Origin of the sequence: Ensifer sp. Root127 (assembly GCF_001425225.1) — a bacterium.
GTDB classification, from domain to species: Bacteria; Pseudomonadota; Alphaproteobacteria; order Rhizobiales; family Rhizobiaceae; genus Ensifer; species Ensifer canadensis.
In genome coordinates this window covers 22,504-40,280 of record NZ_LMDX01000009.1, presented here as the reverse complement: position 1 = coordinate 40,280, position 17,777 = coordinate 22,504, and the positions used below count along the sequence as shown (strand labels likewise).

Genomic DNA, 17,777 nt, shown 5'->3' with positions numbered 1-17,777 from the left:
CAGGTTCTGAAATCTCTAGAGCAAAGCGGTCCCCTGGTCCTGTCCTATATGGATCGCTCGGGAAAGATCGCTGTGGAACGGGTCGCAACCGGCTTCGGCGGCGCATCGGCGCAATAAGCGCGTCTTGTTCTTGCAGCCATAATACGTCGGCTCTACCGTGCTTACAGCAAAGGTAAGCAACCAAGACCCGGAATTTAGGTCCGGTGGGATAGACGCGATATAGCAGGACCGCCGGCTGTTGGCTGCGTTCGGCCAAGACACGACAGCTCGCATGACTTTCCGTTGACGCCGGAACCGTCTACTAATGTGAGCGCACCAGTGTCATTCGAGCCTATCAGTCCGACAGGACAATGATCAAAGGAGGATACTTTGGCAACCGGTACGGTAGAATGGTTCAACACAACAAAAGGCTTCGGTTTCATCCAGCCGGATGACGGAACTGCCGATGTGTTCGTCCACATTTCCGCGGTGGAGCGAGCTGGTCTACGCGGACTCAACGACGGCCAGAAGATTACCTATGAGCTGGTGAAAGACCGCAAGTCCGGCAAGATGTCAGCCGCCAACCTCCAGACCTGAGCCCATTGCGATTCTGCAGCTTACTGCATGCAGTGTTTGTTCTGCTCCAGCGGTGCCTCTGGCCGGACGTCCAGGACCACACGCCTCCGCCGGTATGACCGGCGCTTTCAGGTGATCAGCCGGGCGGCGCGCCCCTGTTTGCGTTCCACGTCATTGTAATNGCCGGACGTCCAGGACCACACGCCTCCGCCGGTATGACCGGCGCTTTCAGGTGATCAGCCGGGCGGCGCGCCCCTGTTTGCGTTCCACGTCATTGTAATAGCGAGCGGCCTGCGTCACCGACTTGTGCAGCGACTGCTGCATGGCTTCAGGGAGCGGGATGCCCCGATTKGCWGCCTCGGTCAGATAGCCTGACCGCAACCCATGCGCSGAAAAYARYGTCGGGTCGAGCCCGGCATGTTTGCAGCGGCCCTTCAGGATCAGGTTGACCGACTGCGGCGTCAGCGCCCGCTGGTCGATATTCCCCCATTGGTCAATGCGTCGGAACACCGGCCCCTCTTCGATATTGGCTTCCTCCAGCCAACGTTTCAGCGCAACCACTGGCCGGCCGATCAGCAGCACATGTTCGTCGTCRTCACTCGTCGTCGTCTTCGTGCGGCCGAGCCGGATCGACAGGCAGGGGAGGGGAGGGGATTTCTCGTCGTTTGGATCTGTCCGAACCGGGTCCTCATCGTTGAGATCCTCAACGCGCAGCGCYGCCACTTCTGATCGGCGCCGTCCGCCGGAGGCGAACGCGGCCAGAAGCAGTGCACGATCGCGTAGATCGACCAGACGCTCGCYGGCGCACGCGAGCAGAAGCTTCGCCAGGATATCGCCCGTCACCGCCTTTTTGCTCTTGCGTTGCCGCGGCCGTGCACTGGCGCGAACGGCCAGTCGCAGGGCGGATTTCAGCGAAGGGCGGTCAAAGGAACCGACATGCGTCGGAACACCGGCCCCTCTTCGATATTGGCTTCCTCCAGCCAACGTTTCAGCGCAACCACTGGCCGGCCGATCAGCAGCACATGTTCGTCGTCGTCACTCGTCGTCGTCTTCGTGCGGCCGAGCCGGATCGACAGGCAGGGGAGGGGAGGGGATTTCTCGTCGTTTGGATCTGTCCGAACCGGGTCCTCATCGTTGAGATCCTCAACGCGCATCGCCGCCACTTCTGATCGGCGCCGTCCGCCGGAGGCGAACGCGGCCAGAAGCAGTGCACGATCGCGTAGATCGACCAGACGCTCGCTGGCGCACGCGAGCAGAAGCTTCGCCAGGATATCGCCCGTCACCGCCTTTTTGCTCTTGCGTTGCCGCGGCCGTGCACTGGCGCGAACGGCCAGTCGCAGGGCGGATTTCAGCGAAGGGCGGTCAAAGGAACCGATGAGGCCGCGCCAACGGGTGAGGATCGACCAGCTTGTTAGCCGGCGTCGAACGGTTTGCGGGGCGTGTGGCCCGTCGGCGCGCAAGAGGCGTTGAGAACGCAAGCCGCTTTCCACCTCTGCCGGCATGCCATGGCCTGGATCCTCGGCCCGCTTAGCCGGGTCCCAGAGGTGATGGGCGACGAATTTGAGAAGCAGACTCTCCGGCGCCGGCCAGGGGAGGGGAGTGCCAGTGGCGAGCTGGCACCAGGCCTCGAGATAGCCGAGGTCAGAAGCAAGCGCCCTCAGGGTATTGTTGCCCATGCCTTCGCTGGCGAGGTGTTTTAGCGTCGCAACATCGTTGTCGGTCAGAAGTGCAGCAAGCTGGTCGCGGCGGTCGAAGGGCAGGATGGCGTCCAGGGCGTCGAGTTGCTCGGCTCGAGCCAGAGCACTTGATTGGATCCCGTCAGTGCTCATTGCCGAACGGTCCCAGGACCGGCACTTTCTCTGCCCGCGCTGCAGCCGCCAGCTTTCGATCGAGGGTCGCCAACGGAAGGGACCGGGCAATCGCGAGCTCGAGATAGGCAGCATCATACGCACTGAGCCCTTGCGCCGTCGCAAGCTCGATCACCGATCCGTCCTGGCCGGCGCCGGCGTCCTCAAGTGGGAGGCGCCGCAATCTGGTCATCGCCGTCAATGCCTGACCCGCCGCAATGCGCTGGCGCCTTTCGGCGGTTACAAGGATGCTCCTGGCTTCGTGCCAGAAGAGACCTGGGACCGGACACTGGCCGGATATGCTGGCGATCAGTTCTTCAGCGATTTCGCTGTGCTCTTCCGGAAGCAGCCAGGCGGCTGCGGTTGAGGCATCGAGAACGAAGACGCTCAAAATCGCTGTCCTTCGCGCTTCCAGTCAAGGATCTCATCGTTGGTAACGGGTTTGGCACGCAAGCGAGCCGCCCGGACTTCTGCCATCAGGAAGCCGAGCTCATTGTCCTTGTGGATCCGGCTAAGCTTGGCGACCGGATCGTTGCCGCGGGAAATGATGACCTCTTCACCGGCTTCGACGCGCGCCAGGAGTTCGGAGAGATGCGCCTTGGCCTCGGCGACTTTGACGGTGACGCTCATGGGAAACTCCGCTGAACAATGGCTCTCGTCGCGCAGATTTCGGACGAGCGCAAATTTGACGTTCTGAGCTAAAAAATAGAGCGCACGTACGTGTTGGTCAACTGGTGGACCATCTCACTATCGATACTTGAAACCTATCGATAGTGAAGAAGTCGGAAAATTGGCGCCTGGATGACGGAAACATTTGGAACATTAGTTTCCGTTTTGCAAATTATTAGTGTTAATTCAGATGGTTAATCGGATCCTAACGGGGCGATCTCGGCATAATCTGAAGGCAACCGGGACAGATTGGGTGGCCGCGCCGCATTGACGGGCGAAGCGCGTCGCGCCGTGGATCATAGCATGGGCTGAGGAAGTGCAAGATACCCGTTCGGAGGGGAGGGGCGTCTAGGCTTTGGTCGCAACAAGCGTGGCCAACGGCGGAATGGCTTGGCCATCAAGGCCGAGGCGATCACCGAGATACTGCCAGAACGACAGTCCGAGCTTCCGGCAGGTCTTCATCAGCCCAAGCATGGTGTCGCGTGTGACGCGACCATCGCGGCTCATCGTACCGCCGGAGATCTTCCGCTTGGTGACGAAGCAGCGCAGATCGTTCTCCGACGCATTGGTGTGGAGCGGCGTGTCTGGCCGTTACAGCACCTTGAGCAGTTCGTCCTTTCGGCGACAAAGACGAGCCAGAAGCTTGTCGAGGTCGCCATAGCCGGTGCGCAGCGAGAAGATGCGCGCGAAGCGTTTGTGGAATGCGGCGGCTAGGCCGGGCGAGGGCTTTCGCTTGATGCTCTTCAGCGTCCGGTAGAACTTCCAAACGAGATCCCGCACCGTCTCGACCTTGCGGGCCTGCCGCGGCGTTGCCGGCATCAGTTTTTGCAGCAGCCGCTCCGCGTGGACCCAGCACAGGGCATGGTTGCCGACCCGGAACTGGCCGGCATCGTCGGAGACGATCACAGTGTCGCCGAGAAGTCCGTGATGGCGAATGGATCCACAGATGCCGGCTTCCGCGAGCACACGGACGGGCTGCCTGTCGAAAATGTCGATACCCTTGCCGACCAGATATTCGAGGAACGGCACCTGGTTGCAAAAGCGTCGTGGTTCGTGGCTGCGGAGTTGGCCACAAGCGCCGGATCGGCGCGACGGCCGTGAGGCGGTTGTGCGGAAGACGTAAAGTGCTCAGCCCCGATCTGGGTGGTGTGGCAGTTATCGCGCGCATGCCGGGCGCCAGTATCGTCGACGGTGATGTAGGTGGCCGAGACAAGGCCGCTATGCAGCACAGCCGCATCCTCGGCAACAAAGCCGTCCAGTCCCTTTGTCAAAAGTCGAACCACCTGGCGCTTGGAGACGTTGACGCCGACATCGTTCAACAACGTCGTCAGCCGCGCCATCGTCGCCTGTCCTTGTGCGTGCAGCATCAGGCAAAACCGCCTGAGGTTTGCACCGTAGCCGCCGACGACCCCTGGCGGCATGGTGCCAGCACCATCTCGCCATTCGGCAGGATCCAGCATTCGCGCCGGTAATGCACGAGCTCAGCTGTGACAATCAGTTCCCGGACATGGCAGCTTTTGTAGCCCTTGAAGCGCGAGCCGGGCGGAACATCGACGTGCAGGACTTGCTCACGGCTCACTCGCTTTAGATCGAGCTTCGGGCCGCACGGTTTCTTGCCGGTCGCCTGCGGCGCGTCGTGTTTGCCGTCCGTTGCCTTGTCCATTCCCGACGGTCGAAACGGCGGTCGCGGCGGCAGGTTCTTCAGCCGCGCGATCTCGTCGCGCAAAAGCTGGTTGTCGACCTTGAGCCGAGTGTTTTCCAACCGCAGCGTCGCATTGTCTTCCCGAAGGGCGGCGTTCTTGGCGCGAAGGGTCGTGACCTCTGCTGAAAGCTGCCTGACCTCATCGACCAGACCCGTCACAAGCTCCCGCAACGCCTTCAGCGAAAGCGTGTCGGCATGCTCGGGCGAGGCAAGTCGCTTCTTCGCCATGGCCGAAGGGAATCATGACTTGCCCCCGGCACGGAATCCCCGGGTGCCACTCAATACGGGCAGCCCTGACTTATGCACACTTGCCTCAGTGGGCCGCCGAAAAGTCTGCCACCCAATCTGCCGCGGTTATTGGAAGGCATTTGTAGGTGCCGCGCAGCATCACGCGCTGCTCCGAAGAGCGGAGTGGCCCGTGGCGGCACCGGACCCTTTCAGGGCGCCGTGGCCAGTATCGGGATTGTAATGCCATAGCGCTACACTGGGGTCGCACCCCTCATAAGAGTGGTCTGGTAATAGGTGGTGTCGGTACTCGTCTGCTTGACGGTCTTCACGAAGAAAGCCCCGTCGTCCTTGCTATCGGCCAACAAAGGGACATCCACAAGACCATCGTGAAGGTGCCGTTCCCACGGTTTAGGGCGAGCGAGGCCGATCATGAGCGGCTCTGTGAGCTAGGAAGACGGTGTGCGGCGGCAGCCTTGCGGGCGGTTTCTGAAGAGGAGAACGCCCCGCATTCTCGGACGGGTTCGCTCGAAGATACGGCAGGTGATCGATGAGGATCTCAAGGAAGCAACCTACCTCAATTCCTGTAAAAGTCGATCGAACATCTTGGGGAAATATCGATCGTTGAACTCTATCCAGCAGGTAAAAGTTCGATGGAGTGCAAAGAATGGATTGGAACGTAAGGACCCTGTGGGAAAAAGCGCAAAGGGATGTGAAGACTTTCCGCTGGCCACCTACATGGGTGAACACCGTCGCACTCATTGCACTGTTCGGCTTGGTCTTGTGGACAGTATGGGATTGGTTCGCCTCTGTATCGTCCCCGATCGCTCCGCTGACAGCATCTGGCGTCTTTGGTGCGGCCAGTGGCTTCCTTTACGTTACGCGCAGCGGGAAACCGAGGACGGACGAAAATCGGAAGAAGATCAAACTGGCCTTCGATATCTTCTGGAATATTTGGACCTTCGTTGGCATCGTGCTCCTCATTCAAAGTGCGTTGGAAATTGCAGCGGACGTTGCAGCGCCCAAAAAGGATCTTGTGACCCTGTCGCTGCCGTACCCGGTGTACTTCTCAATCGTTGCTATGGTGGGTTACGCGGTAACATTGATGCGTGCTGTAATCGCGATCTGCGATTACGTCTGGGAGGCTCCAAAGCCAAAGAAGAAGAAGCAGCGACGGCTACCGATACGTGGCCGGTCTAAGCGCACGCTCTCCACACCAGGTCGGTAGCATTTCAAGAAGCCCATTATCGCGGGCGTAGATTTCAAGGCTGAATTTGCGCCCTTGGTGATGCCGACAAATGATCACAAATTGCTCCAGGTATGCAGGAGATCGGTCGATCGACTACCGGGAGATCTGGATCCTCAAGATCGGCACGATCGAGAACCTCTTTTCGAAAATCTATGGGTACGTCGCAATGGTCCTAGACGAGACAATGACCAGATCTGCTAAGTCCCTGTCAATCGCTTTGACTGGCATCGTTTTAAGTGGGGCAATTTCCCTTTCCCCAATGGCTGCCAGGATCGCCGACGCTACGTGGGTTAACAAGGCGACGGAGATTATCGCAAAGCAGATAGAGAAACTTTCAGACTAAGAATCACCCGCTCTTGAGGCGGGACCAACCGGTCGCACCGCAATCCTAGGCCTCCCTCCCTCACCACACGTGTGGCAGAGCCCATCGAATTCTTCAGCAGCGCTGATCACGTTGCCTTGGCAACCTGACCCGCAGTCTGCTCGACGTACGGGGTAAGTCTCCTCACACACAAGACAGTACAAGGAGTCCTTCTCGACATATGCAGTGCGAAACTCGCTCAGGTCATAGGCTCGGCCAAGCGAGCCGTCCCAAAAGCATCTGTGGCAGACGTAGCGCCTCGCACCTTTTGCGCGGCCGGTAAGCGTTTTCAATTGTCCGCTTGTTAAAGTTGCAAAAAACGTATCGAGCATCTCGCAAAGCTCCATTGACGGAGTAGACCACTTGCCGTCGTGGAAGTAAGAGAGCCTGGTTCCGGACAGATACCGCATCCAATCAGCGACAAACCGCTTTTCTGGCCATAGTTCACCATACTGTTCACTCATCAGCGCAACCATGTCAGCTGGGGTGAACGCCGTATCTGCCGTACCTTGATGAGTAATTTTGTTGCGCCACCTCCGGAGGAGGCCGTAGCGCTCCACATATTTAGCGGACAACGATCGGTTTGACACTGCATTTACGATGTTCGGCAGATCCACGGCGTCAACGGTGTGCAAATCGCTGAAATCTATTTCCGGCTTGGAGGCCTTAAATCGCGTCTCTGTACCCAGAAGCAACAAAAATGGGCTTACCTCACAGATCATTGCTTTCAACGCGAGTTCATTTGCCTGGCAAGCCCAAAAGCAGATCTTCTCGAGCTCGACGTGACAATGCTGGTAGTACCGCTCACGCTCAGCCGCCCAATCATCCGCTATATGCGACTCATCACTCCGAAACCTTTCGAAGTCGGTGATCAGATGAAGGAGGTCGTTCCAGCCTGCAAAGAACACATTCTTCGCCGCTCGCTCGTATTTTTCAGGGGAGGGAATATTCGTGATCATTCCGTATTCTCTCCTGGGAATTGCTGAGGCGTGACATCATCTTTGCGCACACTGCCGCAGCTACAAGCGCCCCCTTCGGCAGTCCGGAGCGCCAAAGTATTTGCTGAACGGCAGCGATCGTCTTTCCTGTGCTGCAGGACTCATCTATGATTAGAACCGAGCGAAAATTCGGCTCGCCCCTATTCGGCATGTAGTTGAACTCAGAACCCACGAGATCCTCGACACTCGTTTCAGCATCTCTCGCGTTCAATAGTCCCTTCCGAGAAATGTTCTCCGAGAGGTCGACCACTGGCCATCGGGTAGCAATCGCCTCCTGATACGGTCGGACATCGTCGGTACTGCTCGGAGGGCACAAAATGGCGTCAAACTCGAGGCCACTTGCCTCAATCGACCGAATTAACTCCCACGCATACGTCGAGCGCATCGCTAAATAAGTTACCTCTAATTCAGGGCCGAGCTTATTCAACCGCTTGGCATTGAAATAGGTTTGCGCTGTCCCAGACGTGTCTCCATAAAAGATAGGCAGCACGTTTCCAGTTGGAAGCTTTATCTCGGCTTGTGGCACTCGCTTGTTCTACCTTATTGACGACACGGCAAGATGGATGCCGGTTTCTCGCCTGCATGGCAAGTCTGTGGATAGCAAACTTTTGATTGCCTCGATGCGGATAGCTAGTCGTTGAGGCCGCCGCCGAGTAGGCGAGCCACTCCATGATGACGGAGCGCCCAGAAAAATCTCAGTAGCAGGATCACTCTCCTGAGTTCCAGCAGGGCGAGGGCTACATTGATTGCTGAGTGACCGCTTCCGACGACGAGTGTTCGCTTGCCAACAAAGTCAGATCGCCTGATCCCGGCAACATCCGGTATGCCGTAGGAGATCCTGCTGGATGTGCGTTCGACAGTGACGGGCAGGCCGTTGATCCCCATCGGGTTCGGGTGCGTCCAAGTGCCGGAGGCATCGATTACGGCCCGTGCCAGAACTTCGTGTTCTCCCTCCGCATCGTCGTATCGGACTACGAAAGGCGCATCCTTACGGCCGCTTGATGAGGCCTTGTCAAACCCCTGACGGCTAATCGCCGTGACCGCTGTGCCGAGCTTCAGGTTGGCAGCGATGGATGGGAGGCACGATAGCGGCGGACGTAGATAGTCTTCAACGATTTCCCGGCCCGTCGGTACGCCGTCAGGCGGCGGGGCGTTCCAGCCGAGATCGTCGAGCAATCGTCGCGCGGCATCGTCGATGTTGATCTTGGGTATTGGATTAGGCGCGGTGGGATCAAACGGTGGATGCGAGGACTTCGTCCTCATGAATTTGAGTGGCCAGATGCAGCCATCCGAACAGGTTTCTACCACTCATCAAAAAATCGATGGTGACTAGTTCGATCATTCCGTCGGCGGCGAGGGGAATGCTGCAAGTGCGAAGTTTTGGTCTATTGTAAGGACCGCCATGTTAACGTCCCCCAGCTTCATCGCTGTGGAACCGCGGGGGGCCAGCGTTTCTTGTCGGACAATGGCCTGTGGGCGACCGTCATACCAGTTGCCGGACCCGGACGCCCACTTGAACGGTTCCCTTGTGTCGTTATCGAGTACAACGGTGATGTGCGCTTCGTCCGTCTTGAGGTGCGCCATCATATTGATCGCTCGGATCCGCTCGTTCAGCTCGTCGTAGGCCGACTTGTTGAACACCACGAAGAGGGTCGCGACGCCATTGTCCGGCCGCGTTACAGCAAACTTGATCAGCTGTTTGCTATCAAACCCGTTTGCGCCCGTGGCTTGTATCTCCATCATGGTGCCAGATTTAATTCTCAGGGTGTCGTACATCGCGCCCTTAACTTGCTCGCATCCTACCAGCGTTGCGCTGTCAAAGTACGATGCGACCACCGAAACCATCTGCTGGATTTCGGGCTTGTCGCATTTGTCGCGAAGCCCAGGTGCGAGGACTTCCAGCTCCATCGTCACGGGAACGGTCTTGCCGTTCGTTGGCTGCGAAAGGAGGTCTTGAAGGTCGCGAACGTAAATGGTCGCCGTGACGTTCTGATCGCAACCAGATAGTGCAGTCGCGATCAAGAAGGCAATGCCAAATTTCCTAAGCAAATCATCCCCCAATCACGTTTTTTAGTCCTCTCAAATGCAGAGCATATCCTCCCTCTGATTTCAACTGAAAGGGGCGGATAACCTTACGGAGAATGGGAACGAAGTTCTCGGTGATACAGAGACCCGAAAATGCGCACTTCTAAAGCCAGTCAAAACGTTCCGAAGCCATGGCCGCTGTCACATCAAAGGCGTTAGCGAACCGCCCGAAATTGCCGAGGGGGTCGGAAGCGCTCTGGTCAGTCGCCTTTCGATTGCTGCCCTGGCCGAAATCGATTCAAGCTCGGCCGTCACGTTGGGGAACGGTCTCGTGTACAGAGGCCGTTGGATTTAGCCGGCGCGTTTGGACGCCGAATTACAACCCGAGAAACGGCGCGAGCGCCCCGAACACTACGGCCCAAAATATCAGGCCGAGAAAGAATCCTACGAAAGCGGATGCTGAGCTGGAAACTACGCCATCGCCTGCCGTGCGGGCTTTCCGCCATCCGTGGATCGACAAGAAGATCGGTGCCAAAGGCGACTGGATCAGCAAGGAAAGGCAGTATCGCAGCGCCGGGATTATGTCCGCGCGACGAGTGTAGAGATTCGAAAGACCGATTGCCATGCCACCGCAAACCAGAAGGGCGAGCCAAGCTCTTCCGAACCATGAATCGGTAATAACCTCGAGCGGCTTAGGAACTTCGTTAAACCAGAGCAGCAAGAAGTAGCCGAGGAAAACAGGCAGGAAAAGCATCACTGCCAGCCCAAAAACCGTCATCACCAATGAATCGCGGCCCTGCGCCGCGGCTTCTTGAAGAGATTTCACGGTTTCCCTGAGCAGATACGCCGCGACAGTAATCATGGCATATAGGATCAGGAGCGCCGCGCCGATTATGAAGGCCCATTTCAACGCGCCCGTAACCGCCGAGCTACCAAAAAGAAGCACGGCCGCGATCACGGCCAGCAGAACATTGGTCAGTTGCCTGTCACCCATCGCCACCCCCGAAGCAGATGGGCTTAGACTACCTTATACGTGCAGGCGATCAAGCCGCTCACGATCCGCCGTCGCGTCCACGCTATCGGGCGAACGTCTCAGCTGTCGTGTGCTCACTCTCTGTCTAAACTACCTATAAAGTCTCGTGACGTATCGGCAATTTTTCGCGGCGCGGTAAGTCAATTCAAGGTGAACTGCAATAGGTTGAGGGGAAGTGCAGTGCACGCGGTGATTGCGCCAAAAATGTCATCTATCAAATTTTCCTCAAGTAGAATTAAGGACGCCGAAAAATGGTGAGTATTTTAAGTTGTTGCTAGTTGACTTGCTTCGCCGCAATTGCTCTTCCGGGGGCGGGGAAGATTATTTTACGGGCTGCGTTTTGCGACGCGGGTGGGGCGATAACACCAATGTCGGTGCTTTTTCGGACAATTTCGGCGTTCCCGTCGGGTAGAACCACGAGTGAACTTTTCGCACTGCTTGATATAGATTTTGACCCTCGTAGGAGAACTGAAATCTACGCAGAGCTTTCAGCACTCAGCGATGCGGGTAAGGTAAGCAAGGGCCGCGATGGACGCTGGAGGCCTGTAGTTACTTCAAAGAGACAGGGTGTCACTACTGCGCCAGAAGTTAATGCTGCGACGGTTGAAAACCAGCTGTTCCGGCCGGTGCACGCGGTGTTTCGCAGTTCGGAATCCAAGACCGTCGATGCGGAAGTCCCGGAGACCACCGTTTCCTTCGACCCGAATGCTCTGTTGCGGTACTACCGATCCGCACTGAGATCAGACCCACGGGGAGCCATTACTCAAGTTGAGGACCGGCACGGCGTGGCTTGGCAACTGTTCACCGGTCTTGGGCCGTTGACGCCTGAAGACGGCCAGATCGTCACGATTTCAATCGTGCTTGAGGACCTGCCCGACGAGTTTAGGAAGGCTCTCGTAAAGCGTGAAGCCAATGAGCAGACATTGGCAGTGGGCTGGCCGATATGTATCGGGAAAAAGCAAGGTGTTCCTGTGGTCTGGCCCGTCGGGCTTATATGTGCGGAATGGAGTCGATCAGCCACCCATCTTGAAGTGTCGATCGACACCGACGACATTGTCGCAAACCCTGACTGGATCAAGGGCATTGCGCGGAGCGCGAACTGGAAAGAGGCCGGACTCCGGGAAGTATTCACACAAGCCGAAGGCTTGGGATTAAGCCGGGATGAGTTTCTATTCCGGCTAAAAGAGGCCGTAGCCGGCGCCTTTCGCGGAAGCATTTCTGGACAGCAGATGCGGATCGAACTAGATCCCAACGACGCTGGCATCCACGATGTCGCCGCTCTTTTCCTGCCGACGGACACCACCTTCACCGCTGGCGCTGTCCGCGATCTGGATACAATCGCGGCGTGGTCTCAGGAAAGACTGGCGACCACGGCGCTGGCACCGATACTTGGCTTGGTTTCGCCCGCACCAGTGCGAGCGACGCCAGTCATTAATACAGGCGATTTAAACAAAGAGCAGATCGATGCCGTGCGCCAAGCTCTCTCGGCGGCTCTAACAGTTGTGACTGGCCCGCCGGGCACGGGAAAAAGCCAAGCTATCGTGTCAATTGCCGCGTCCGTCATTGCCGATGGTGGAAGTGTACTCGTCGCGTCGAAGAACCATCAGGCGCTTGACGCCGTTGAGAGCAGACTCGGCAATATTGCCCCTCAATCTCCGTTTCTGGTTAGGACGCTCGACCCGGCGAGGGATATCGACCAGTCATTTGATGAAGTGCTGGGGCAGTTGATCAGCGAACCGACCAGAGGCGCCGCCGATCCCGATCTCGTCTTGCGTTCAAAGCTCTCTTCGCTAGCCCAGAACCGGACACGCATCCTAGACCAGATCGATGAACAATCGCGGCTTCATAGTGCGATTGCCGAGCTTTTGGAGCGAATTGAAGCCCATGAGATGAGTGTCGGCGCACCGGGGGTTCCAGTCGCAGTTGCCCCGCCAAGCGGTTGGTTGAGCCTCTTAATCGATGCGTTGCTACGAACTCTGGGCCTGCGGAGGTATGCCGAAGCGTCAAATCCGTATTCTGGTGAAGCTGCGACGCTTGCCACGTTACAGCAGCGACTAGAGCAGTTTCGCTCGGAATTGGCAAAGACTGAGGTCAAGGGCGATCCCGTTGCAATCACCCGAGAGATTGGAGAGATCGCTCGGGAGTTCCTGCCAAAGGCTTTGGCTTCGACGGTCAATCTAGTGGAGACAGATCGGCGTCGCCTTGGCGAGGAATTGGCGAACCTTCAGCTTGCTCAGAGTTCAGGTGCGCTGCCGTCATCTCTCGCTGAAGACGTCGTGAGCCACCGTCCTCTTTGGCTGGTTTCGGTGCTAGGCGCCGCACGGAGGGTGCCACTGTCCAACAGTCTGTTCGATCTCGCGATCTTCGACGAGGCGAGCCAATGCGACATAGCTTCGGCACTTCCGATTTTCGCTCGTGCCAAACGCGCGGTTGTCGTCGGCGATAATCGGCAGCTGTCTTTCATAAGTCAGCTAGGCATCGCTCATGACCGTAACCTCATGCAGGCGCAAGACCTGCCGATTTCGAAGATGGGCCGTTTCGCGCAGAGCCGTCGCTCGCTTTTCGATTTGGCGCACCTTACGCCCGGCGCTGCAAAAGTGATGCTTCGAGACCAGTATCGTTCCGCAGCTGACATCGTCGGTTACATCAACGAACACTTTTACGGCGGCCAGCTCCGCGTGGCTGGCGACCAGGACAAGTTGAAGGTTCCAAAAGGAGCAAAGCCTGGAATCGCCTGGAATGACGTCCCATCGCCGTCAGCCCCAATGGTCGGAAACGTAAACAGCGCAGAGGTTGCCGCGATTACCAAGCATTTGCAGGTGCTTTTGGAGGAGCAGTCGTATTCTGGCACAATCGGCGTGATTGCTCCATTCAGGCCTCAGGTCTTCGCTTTAGAACACGCGATCCTCTCCGCGCTTCCGGAAAAGCTTATCGAAAAAGCCGAGCTTCGCGTCGGCACAGTGGACAGTTTTCAGGGGCAAGAACGGGACCTGATCCTTTTCTCTACCTGTCTGGGACAATCAAGCGCCACAAGTGCGGTCACATTTGTTCAAAAAGATTGGCGTCGCCTCAATGTGGCGATCAGCCGAGCACGGGCGGTGGCACATGTGTTCGGGGACCTTTCCTACGCCCGCTCGGGCAAGGTACGGAGCCTGCAGAGACTGGCCGCGGCTGCCACAGAGCCAAGAGGTCGCGTAGGTGAGGGTACCTTCGATAGCAACTGGGAACGTATTGTCGATGCCGCCCTTAGAAAGCGTGGTTTGAACCCCATTCCTCAGTTTGAAGTGGCGGGCAGACGCCTGGATTTCGCACTTTTTGGAAGCGGCGACATCAAACTCGACCTCGAGGTGGACGGACGCCATTGGCACGCGGATACCGACGGCAAGAGAAAGCTCGCAGATTATTGGCGTGACCATCAATTGGAGTCCCTGGGCTGGAAGGTCCAGCGCTTTTGGGTGGATGAACTAGAAAAAGACCTGGAGAAATGCATTGAGCGCGTCGCAGAACAACTTTCCTAAATCGCGGCGATATACTTACATCGCCTTGACCCTTGGGCTTCTTTCGGCGGGCGCTATTTGCGTCGCGCTAGTGCAGGTGAATGCACTGGAACGTGATTACGGCACTGTGCGGTCCGACATTCAGCGGTTTAATAGCGAACGCGAGGAAGCCCTTGGCCGACGAGATGGCATTCTTTCGGAGATATCCCAACGTAGCGTTGAATCTGACGGCATTCGCAAGACGATCGCGGATCTGACGGCAGAGCGAGACCGTGTGTCCGCCGAGATCAAGCAGCAGACCGCACTATTATCCGAAGGAGCCGAAAAGCTGCGGGCGGACCAAGAGAAGGCCAAAGCGGCGGCAGATACGATTGCATCCGCATCGGATGCAGCTCGGACATTAGCGGCTTTGCGTTCGCAGAACGCCGATCTTGAGAAAACGATTTCTGCCAATCAGTTGAAAATCGATCAAACGAACAACTTCGTCGCTCAAGCCGAAGACAGGAAACGTGCAGTTGACGAGGCGCTGGCAGCAATCGAAGGGACCCGGCGCGATAGGGAAGCCGAGATCATACGATTGAATGGCCAAATCGAAGGTCTCGATGAAAAGCAGCGCCAGGTCACTGATTTAACCGCTCGCCAGTCCGATCTGGCATCGCAGATTTCGACGATGATGAAGGATCTGTCGAACAAACAACGACAATCGCAGGATCTGGATGCGGATATTGCTAAGCTTCGAGATCAAGCGGCAAAGGCAAAGCTTTCTGCTGCGAAAATCGACGCAGACATGGCCCATCAGGAAAGCAGCCTGGCCGATCTTTCCAAGCAAGTCAGTGATCTCGAAATGAGGAAGGCATCGCTAAACGGAGATTTGACGAGCTTGTCCGCCGATGCTGATCGCGCCCGCGCGGATGTGGCATCTGCAGAAGGAAAGGGGAAGGTCGCTCAAGATGCGGTAGCAGCAGCTAAAAAGGCGCTCCCGGTCCTTCAGGCCGAGTTGAGTGAGATACAGTCCGAGATTGCAGCGGCGTCTACGCAGCGCAACGCCTTGCAGACCGAAGTTGCAGCCCGGAAGGCGGAAGTCGCAAACTTACAGGTGGAAAAGGCCAAGTTTGGTGTTGATCAAGCTGATGCTGGTCGGGTCGCTTCGGAAAAAGCAGCGCTTGATAAGGCTGTCGCGGATCTCTCGAACCGGCACGCGGAATTGCGTAAGGAGCAAGAGCTTACGCAAGGTGAACTGAACACCCTCAAAGCTGAACTGGCCGAGTTAAATGGCCGAAAGGGAGCGCTCGTCCAGGAAATCGCGGCCCTTTCCGAAAGCAAGCAGCCAAAGCCCGTAGAAGCAATTCCGGATACGCCGACCGTCGACGCCCAGTTGAAAGATGCGACCCAGCCCGCAAAGCAGTAATCAGAAAGGCTTCATATGCTCACCGGAAATACACTGATCCTGCTTTTCGCCGCAATGGCCGTCGTTGCCCTCATCGGAGTGCAAACCAGCCTCGCAATCCTCCACGACCGTGCTGTTACCGCGGCTGGTCCGATGCGTTCATTGGAGTCGCTGGAGACGGCGCTTGCCGATAAGCGCATGGCGTTGAGCGATATCGAAAATGAACTGGGCGAACGCCGGAAGGCTCTCGCGAACATCGCTGATGTTCAGGCTGATTACGACGCTACCAAACGCCAGCTTGATGAATTGAACGCTGAGTGGCTTCAGAAGGACGAGAGGCGGGATGAAATCCGGGCGATACGCGAGGAGATCGAAGCCGAAATCATCCAGAAGCAAACGATCGATGCTGAGCTCGCTTCGGCTCGCGCAGACCTGGACGCCGTTCATGACCGTCTGGCTGCCGCCGAGCGTCTGTTCGCTTTGAACGATGAGATGAGGAAGGAGCAAGCGGCGCTCGAAACGAAAATTGCCGAGATGCGATCTGAGGCGATGAAACTCAGCGAGGCTCAGGAACGCGTTCAGCGCCTCGAAACTCTGGCGCATGAATTGGACCGGGACGTTGCTCGCACTGAGGGTCTGCAGCAAGCGGCGGCAGCGCAGCTTGCCGAGGTTCAGGAAAACCTGACCGCCGAGCGGCAGGCAACTGCGGCCGCGCACTCTGAGTTTACACAGGTTGCCGCGAGAATTGCCGCCGCCGAGGAGCGTGCACGGGCTGTCGACAGCGAGATCACTGCACTCGAACAGCGTCAATCCTTCCTCATGGCGCAGGTCGCGCGGATGGAAGACGACGTTGCCGAAGCAGGCGGCAAGGATGCTCCGAGCCGAGAGGAGGCGGTTGCGGAACGGCTCAAGGAACTTACCACCTTCCCACCGGTCCTCGCCCAGATGCGGACCTGGAAAAATCGCGCCGCCGAGAACGAAGGCGAGGCAGTTCAGCGTGTGTTGCAGCGATTGGATCAGAATGGGCTGCATTACGATCGCCGCATCGTCTATGCTTTCCACACCGCCATGAAAACAAACGACACGACGCAGATGGCGGTTCTTGCTGGTATCTCCGGAACAGGTAAGAGCCAGCTGCCGAGGCAGTACGCGGCGGGTATGGGGATTGGATTCTTGCAGGTCCCGGTACAGCCACGCTGGGATAGTCCGCAGGATTTGATGGGCTTCTACAATTACATTGAGAAGCGTTACCGTCCGACTGACATGGCGCGTGCCCTATACCATCTGGATATGCTGAATAATCCGAGCAGCGAGTTTGAGGATCAAATGATGATGATCCTCTTGGATGAAATGAACCTCGCTCGCGTCGAATATTATTTCTCCGACTTCCTGAGCCGCCTCGAAAGCCGTCCTCCCGTCAACCGAGTTTCCGACAAGGCGCTTCGAAAAGACGCCGAGATAGAACTCGAAATCCCAATGCCTCGTGGCATGGACGCGCCCCGCATCTTCCCGGGATACAACTTGCTGTTCGCGGGAACGATGAACGAGGATGAAAGCACACAGTCCCTTTCGGATAAAGTGGTCGACCGCGCCAACGTCCTGCGGTTCTCCGCTCCGAAGACAATCCGGACGACGTCGCAGAAAGGTACGATCGCAGAACCGGAGGCATTATCGGCTAATCGGTGGCGCAGTTGGATCAAGCCAGTTTCTGCCGTGGAAAACGAGCCGACTGTCGTTGAAGGCGTCGATCGCATGGTCAACCTGATGAAAGGCTTCAAGCGGCCGTTCGGTCACCGGCTTGGTCGTGCGATTATGTCTTACGTGGCGAACTATTCATCCTTTGAACAGACGCGGGATTTGCGTGTGCCGCTTGCGGATCAGGTCGAGATGCGTCTGTTGCCAAAGCTACGCGGTATCGAGGTCGAGGACGGAAACGATCACGCCTTCTCGGAACTTATCACCTTCGTGGATGAAAAATTGCGGGATGATCAGCTCGCGAAGGCTATCGAGGAATCGATCCGCTCGGCCAAGGAAGGCTCCGGGCAATTCGTGTGGAACGGGGTTTCGCGTTAATGCTTCATCTCCGGAGGCCGTGGGATCGCAGAGCTATCATCGACGCCAAATTCGGGCCGAGCGATTGTTTGGTCAGCGAAGTGCGCGGTGAGGCCCCAAGAAACGGCGGCCATTCGCGGCTTATGTCTGCCAAGCTGCAAGACGGGCCGATCGAAC

Annotated in this window: 14 protein-coding genes and 2 pseudogenes; 5 read left to right on the top strand and 11 right to left on the bottom strand. The window is 57.4% G+C overall.

Annotated features, from left to right (window positions below; all coding sequences use genetic code 11):
- Positions 1 to 369 precede the first annotated feature (369 nt).
- A complete protein-coding gene (locus ASD03_RS12095; RefSeq protein ID WP_057213801.1) occupies positions 370 to 576 on the top strand; it encodes a cold-shock protein in 207 nt (68 codons plus the stop codon).
- A gap of 207 nt (positions 577 to 783) precedes the next feature.
- Here the strand turns inward: ASD03_RS12095 and ASD03_RS12090 are convergent.
- The 7 genes and pseudogenes from ASD03_RS12090 to ASD03_RS40460 form a co-directional block, all read right to left on the bottom strand.
- Positions 784 to 1,488 (bottom strand): annotated as a pseudogene (locus ASD03_RS12090) (site-specific integrase); the annotation flags it as partial.
- 2 nt (positions 1,489 to 1,490) lie between these two features.
- A pseudogene (locus ASD03_RS12085) lies at positions 1,491 to 2,384 on the bottom strand (integrase); the annotation flags it as partial.
- The gene (locus tag ASD03_RS12080) at positions 2,374 to 2,793 is read right to left on the bottom strand and encodes a type II toxin-antitoxin system VapC family toxin (protein WP_057210669.1); all 420 of its coding nucleotides are present in this window, start codon (positions 2,791 to 2,793) and stop codon (positions 2,374 to 2,376) included. The pseudogene ASD03_RS12085 and the gene ASD03_RS12080, both read right to left, overlap by 11 nt.
- Positions 2,790 to 3,032 carry a type II toxin-antitoxin system prevent-host-death family antitoxin gene (locus tag ASD03_RS12075; RefSeq protein ID WP_057210673.1) on the bottom strand — a complete coding sequence of 81 codons (243 nt, stop codon included), beginning with the start codon at positions 3,030 to 3,032 and terminating at the stop codon, positions 2,790 to 2,792. Before ASD03_RS12075 ends, ASD03_RS12080 begins: the two co-directional genes overlap by 4 nt.
- A 387-nt stretch (positions 3,033 to 3,419) precedes the next feature.
- A complete protein-coding gene (locus ASD03_RS40470; RefSeq protein ID WP_244494632.1) occupies positions 3,420 to 3,578 on the bottom strand; it encodes a hypothetical protein in 159 nt (52 codons plus the stop codon).
- 84 nt (positions 3,579 to 3,662) lie between these two features.
- Positions 3,663 to 4,100 (bottom strand): IS66 family transposase, encoded by a 438-nt coding sequence (locus tag ASD03_RS40465; protein WP_244494631.1) that lies wholly within the window; start codon positions 4,098 to 4,100, stop codon positions 3,663 to 3,665.
- Between the two features lie 337 nt (positions 4,101 to 4,437).
- A complete protein-coding gene (locus tag ASD03_RS40460) occupies positions 4,438 to 5,001 on the bottom strand; it encodes a cell division protein ZapB (RefSeq protein WP_063997075.1) in 564 nt (187 codons plus the stop codon).
- A gap of 664 nt (positions 5,002 to 5,665) precedes the next feature.
- Here ASD03_RS40460 and ASD03_RS12055 point away from each other — a divergent pair.
- Positions 5,666 to 6,226, top strand: a complete 561-nt coding sequence (locus ASD03_RS12055; protein ID WP_057213792.1) for a hypothetical protein — start codon at positions 5,666 to 5,668, stop codon at positions 6,224 to 6,226.
- A gap of 360 nt (positions 6,227 to 6,586) precedes the next feature.
- Here ASD03_RS12055 and ASD03_RS12045 read toward each other — a convergent pair whose 3' ends face one another.
- From ASD03_RS12045 to ASD03_RS12025, 4 genes are all read right to left on the bottom strand, one after another.
- Positions 6,587 to 7,567 carry a hypothetical protein gene (locus ASD03_RS12045; protein ID WP_057213786.1) on the bottom strand — a complete coding sequence of 327 codons (981 nt, stop codon included), beginning with the start codon at positions 7,565 to 7,567 and terminating at the stop codon, positions 6,587 to 6,589.
- 669 nt (positions 7,568 to 8,236) lie between these two features.
- On the bottom strand, positions 8,237 to 8,869 hold the full coding sequence (locus tag ASD03_RS12035) for a hypothetical protein (RefSeq protein ID WP_057213781.1): 633 nt from the start codon (positions 8,867 to 8,869) through the stop codon (positions 8,237 to 8,239).
- A gap of 75 nt (positions 8,870 to 8,944) precedes the next feature.
- The gene (locus ASD03_RS12030) at positions 8,945 to 9,655 is read right to left on the bottom strand and encodes a hypothetical protein (protein ID WP_156407947.1); all 711 of its coding nucleotides are present in this window, start codon (positions 9,653 to 9,655) and stop codon (positions 8,945 to 8,947) included.
- Between the two features lie 352 nt (positions 9,656 to 10,007).
- Positions 10,008 to 10,625: a hypothetical protein gene (locus ASD03_RS12025; RefSeq protein WP_057213774.1), complete on the bottom strand. Its 618-nt coding sequence runs from the start codon at positions 10,623 to 10,625 to the stop codon at positions 10,008 to 10,010.
- Positions 10,626 to 11,032: 407 nt separating this feature from the next.
- Between ASD03_RS12025 and ASD03_RS12020 the strand changes: the two genes are divergently transcribed.
- From ASD03_RS12020 to ASD03_RS12010, 3 genes are read left to right on the top strand one after another with little or no spacing between them, the layout of a single operon-like run.
- A complete protein-coding gene (locus ASD03_RS12020) occupies positions 11,033 to 14,182 on the top strand; it encodes an AAA domain-containing protein (protein ID WP_057213771.1) in 3,150 nt (1,049 codons plus the stop codon).
- A complete protein-coding gene (locus tag ASD03_RS12015) occupies positions 14,154 to 15,569 on the top strand; it encodes a hypothetical protein (protein ID WP_057213769.1) in 1,416 nt (471 codons plus the stop codon). Before ASD03_RS12020 ends, ASD03_RS12015 begins: the two co-directional genes overlap by 29 nt.
- A 15-nt stretch (positions 15,570 to 15,584) precedes the next feature.
- On the top strand, positions 15,585 to 17,621 hold the full coding sequence (locus ASD03_RS12010) for a chromosome segregation ATPase-like protein (RefSeq protein ID WP_200957320.1): 2,037 nt from the start codon (positions 15,585 to 15,587) through the stop codon (positions 17,619 to 17,621).
- The last annotated feature ends 156 nt before the right edge of the window (positions 17,622 to 17,777 follow it).

What these genes read in the sequence shown, in the direction of transcription:
- ASD03_RS12045 (WP_057213786.1), bottom strand. Translation starts at nt 7,567, where the DNA reads ATGATCACGAATATTCCCTCCCCTGAAAAATACGAGCGAGCGGCGAAG.
- ASD03_RS40470 (WP_244494632.1), bottom strand. Translation starts at nt 3,578, where the DNA reads ATGAGCCGCGATGGTCGCGTCACACGCGACACCATGCTTGGGCTGATG.
- ASD03_RS12020 (WP_057213771.1), top strand. Translation starts at nt 11,033, where the DNA reads ATGTCGGTGCTTTTTCGGACAATTTCGGCGTTCCCGTCGGGTAGAACC.
- ASD03_RS40460 (WP_063997075.1), bottom strand. Translation starts at nt 5,001, where the DNA reads ATGGCGAAGAAGCGACTTGCCTCGCCCGAGCATGCCGACACGCTTTCG.
- ASD03_RS12075 (WP_057210673.1), bottom strand. Translation starts at nt 3,032, where the DNA reads ATGAGCGTCACCGTCAAAGTCGCCGAGGCCAAGGCGCATCTCTCCGAA.
- ASD03_RS12035 (WP_057213781.1), bottom strand. Translation starts at nt 8,869, where the DNA reads ATGAGGACGAAGTCCTCGCATCCACCGTTTGATCCCACCGCGCCTAAT.
- ASD03_RS12055 (WP_057213792.1), top strand. Translation starts at nt 5,666, where the DNA reads ATGGATTGGAACGTAAGGACCCTGTGGGAAAAAGCGCAAAGGGATGTG.
- ASD03_RS12010 (WP_200957320.1), top strand. Translation starts at nt 15,585, where the DNA reads ATGCTCACCGGAAATACACTGATCCTGCTTTTCGCCGCAATGGCCGTC.
- ASD03_RS12025 (WP_057213774.1), bottom strand. Translation starts at nt 10,625, where the DNA reads ATGGGTGACAGGCAACTGACCAATGTTCTGCTGGCCGTGATCGCGGCC.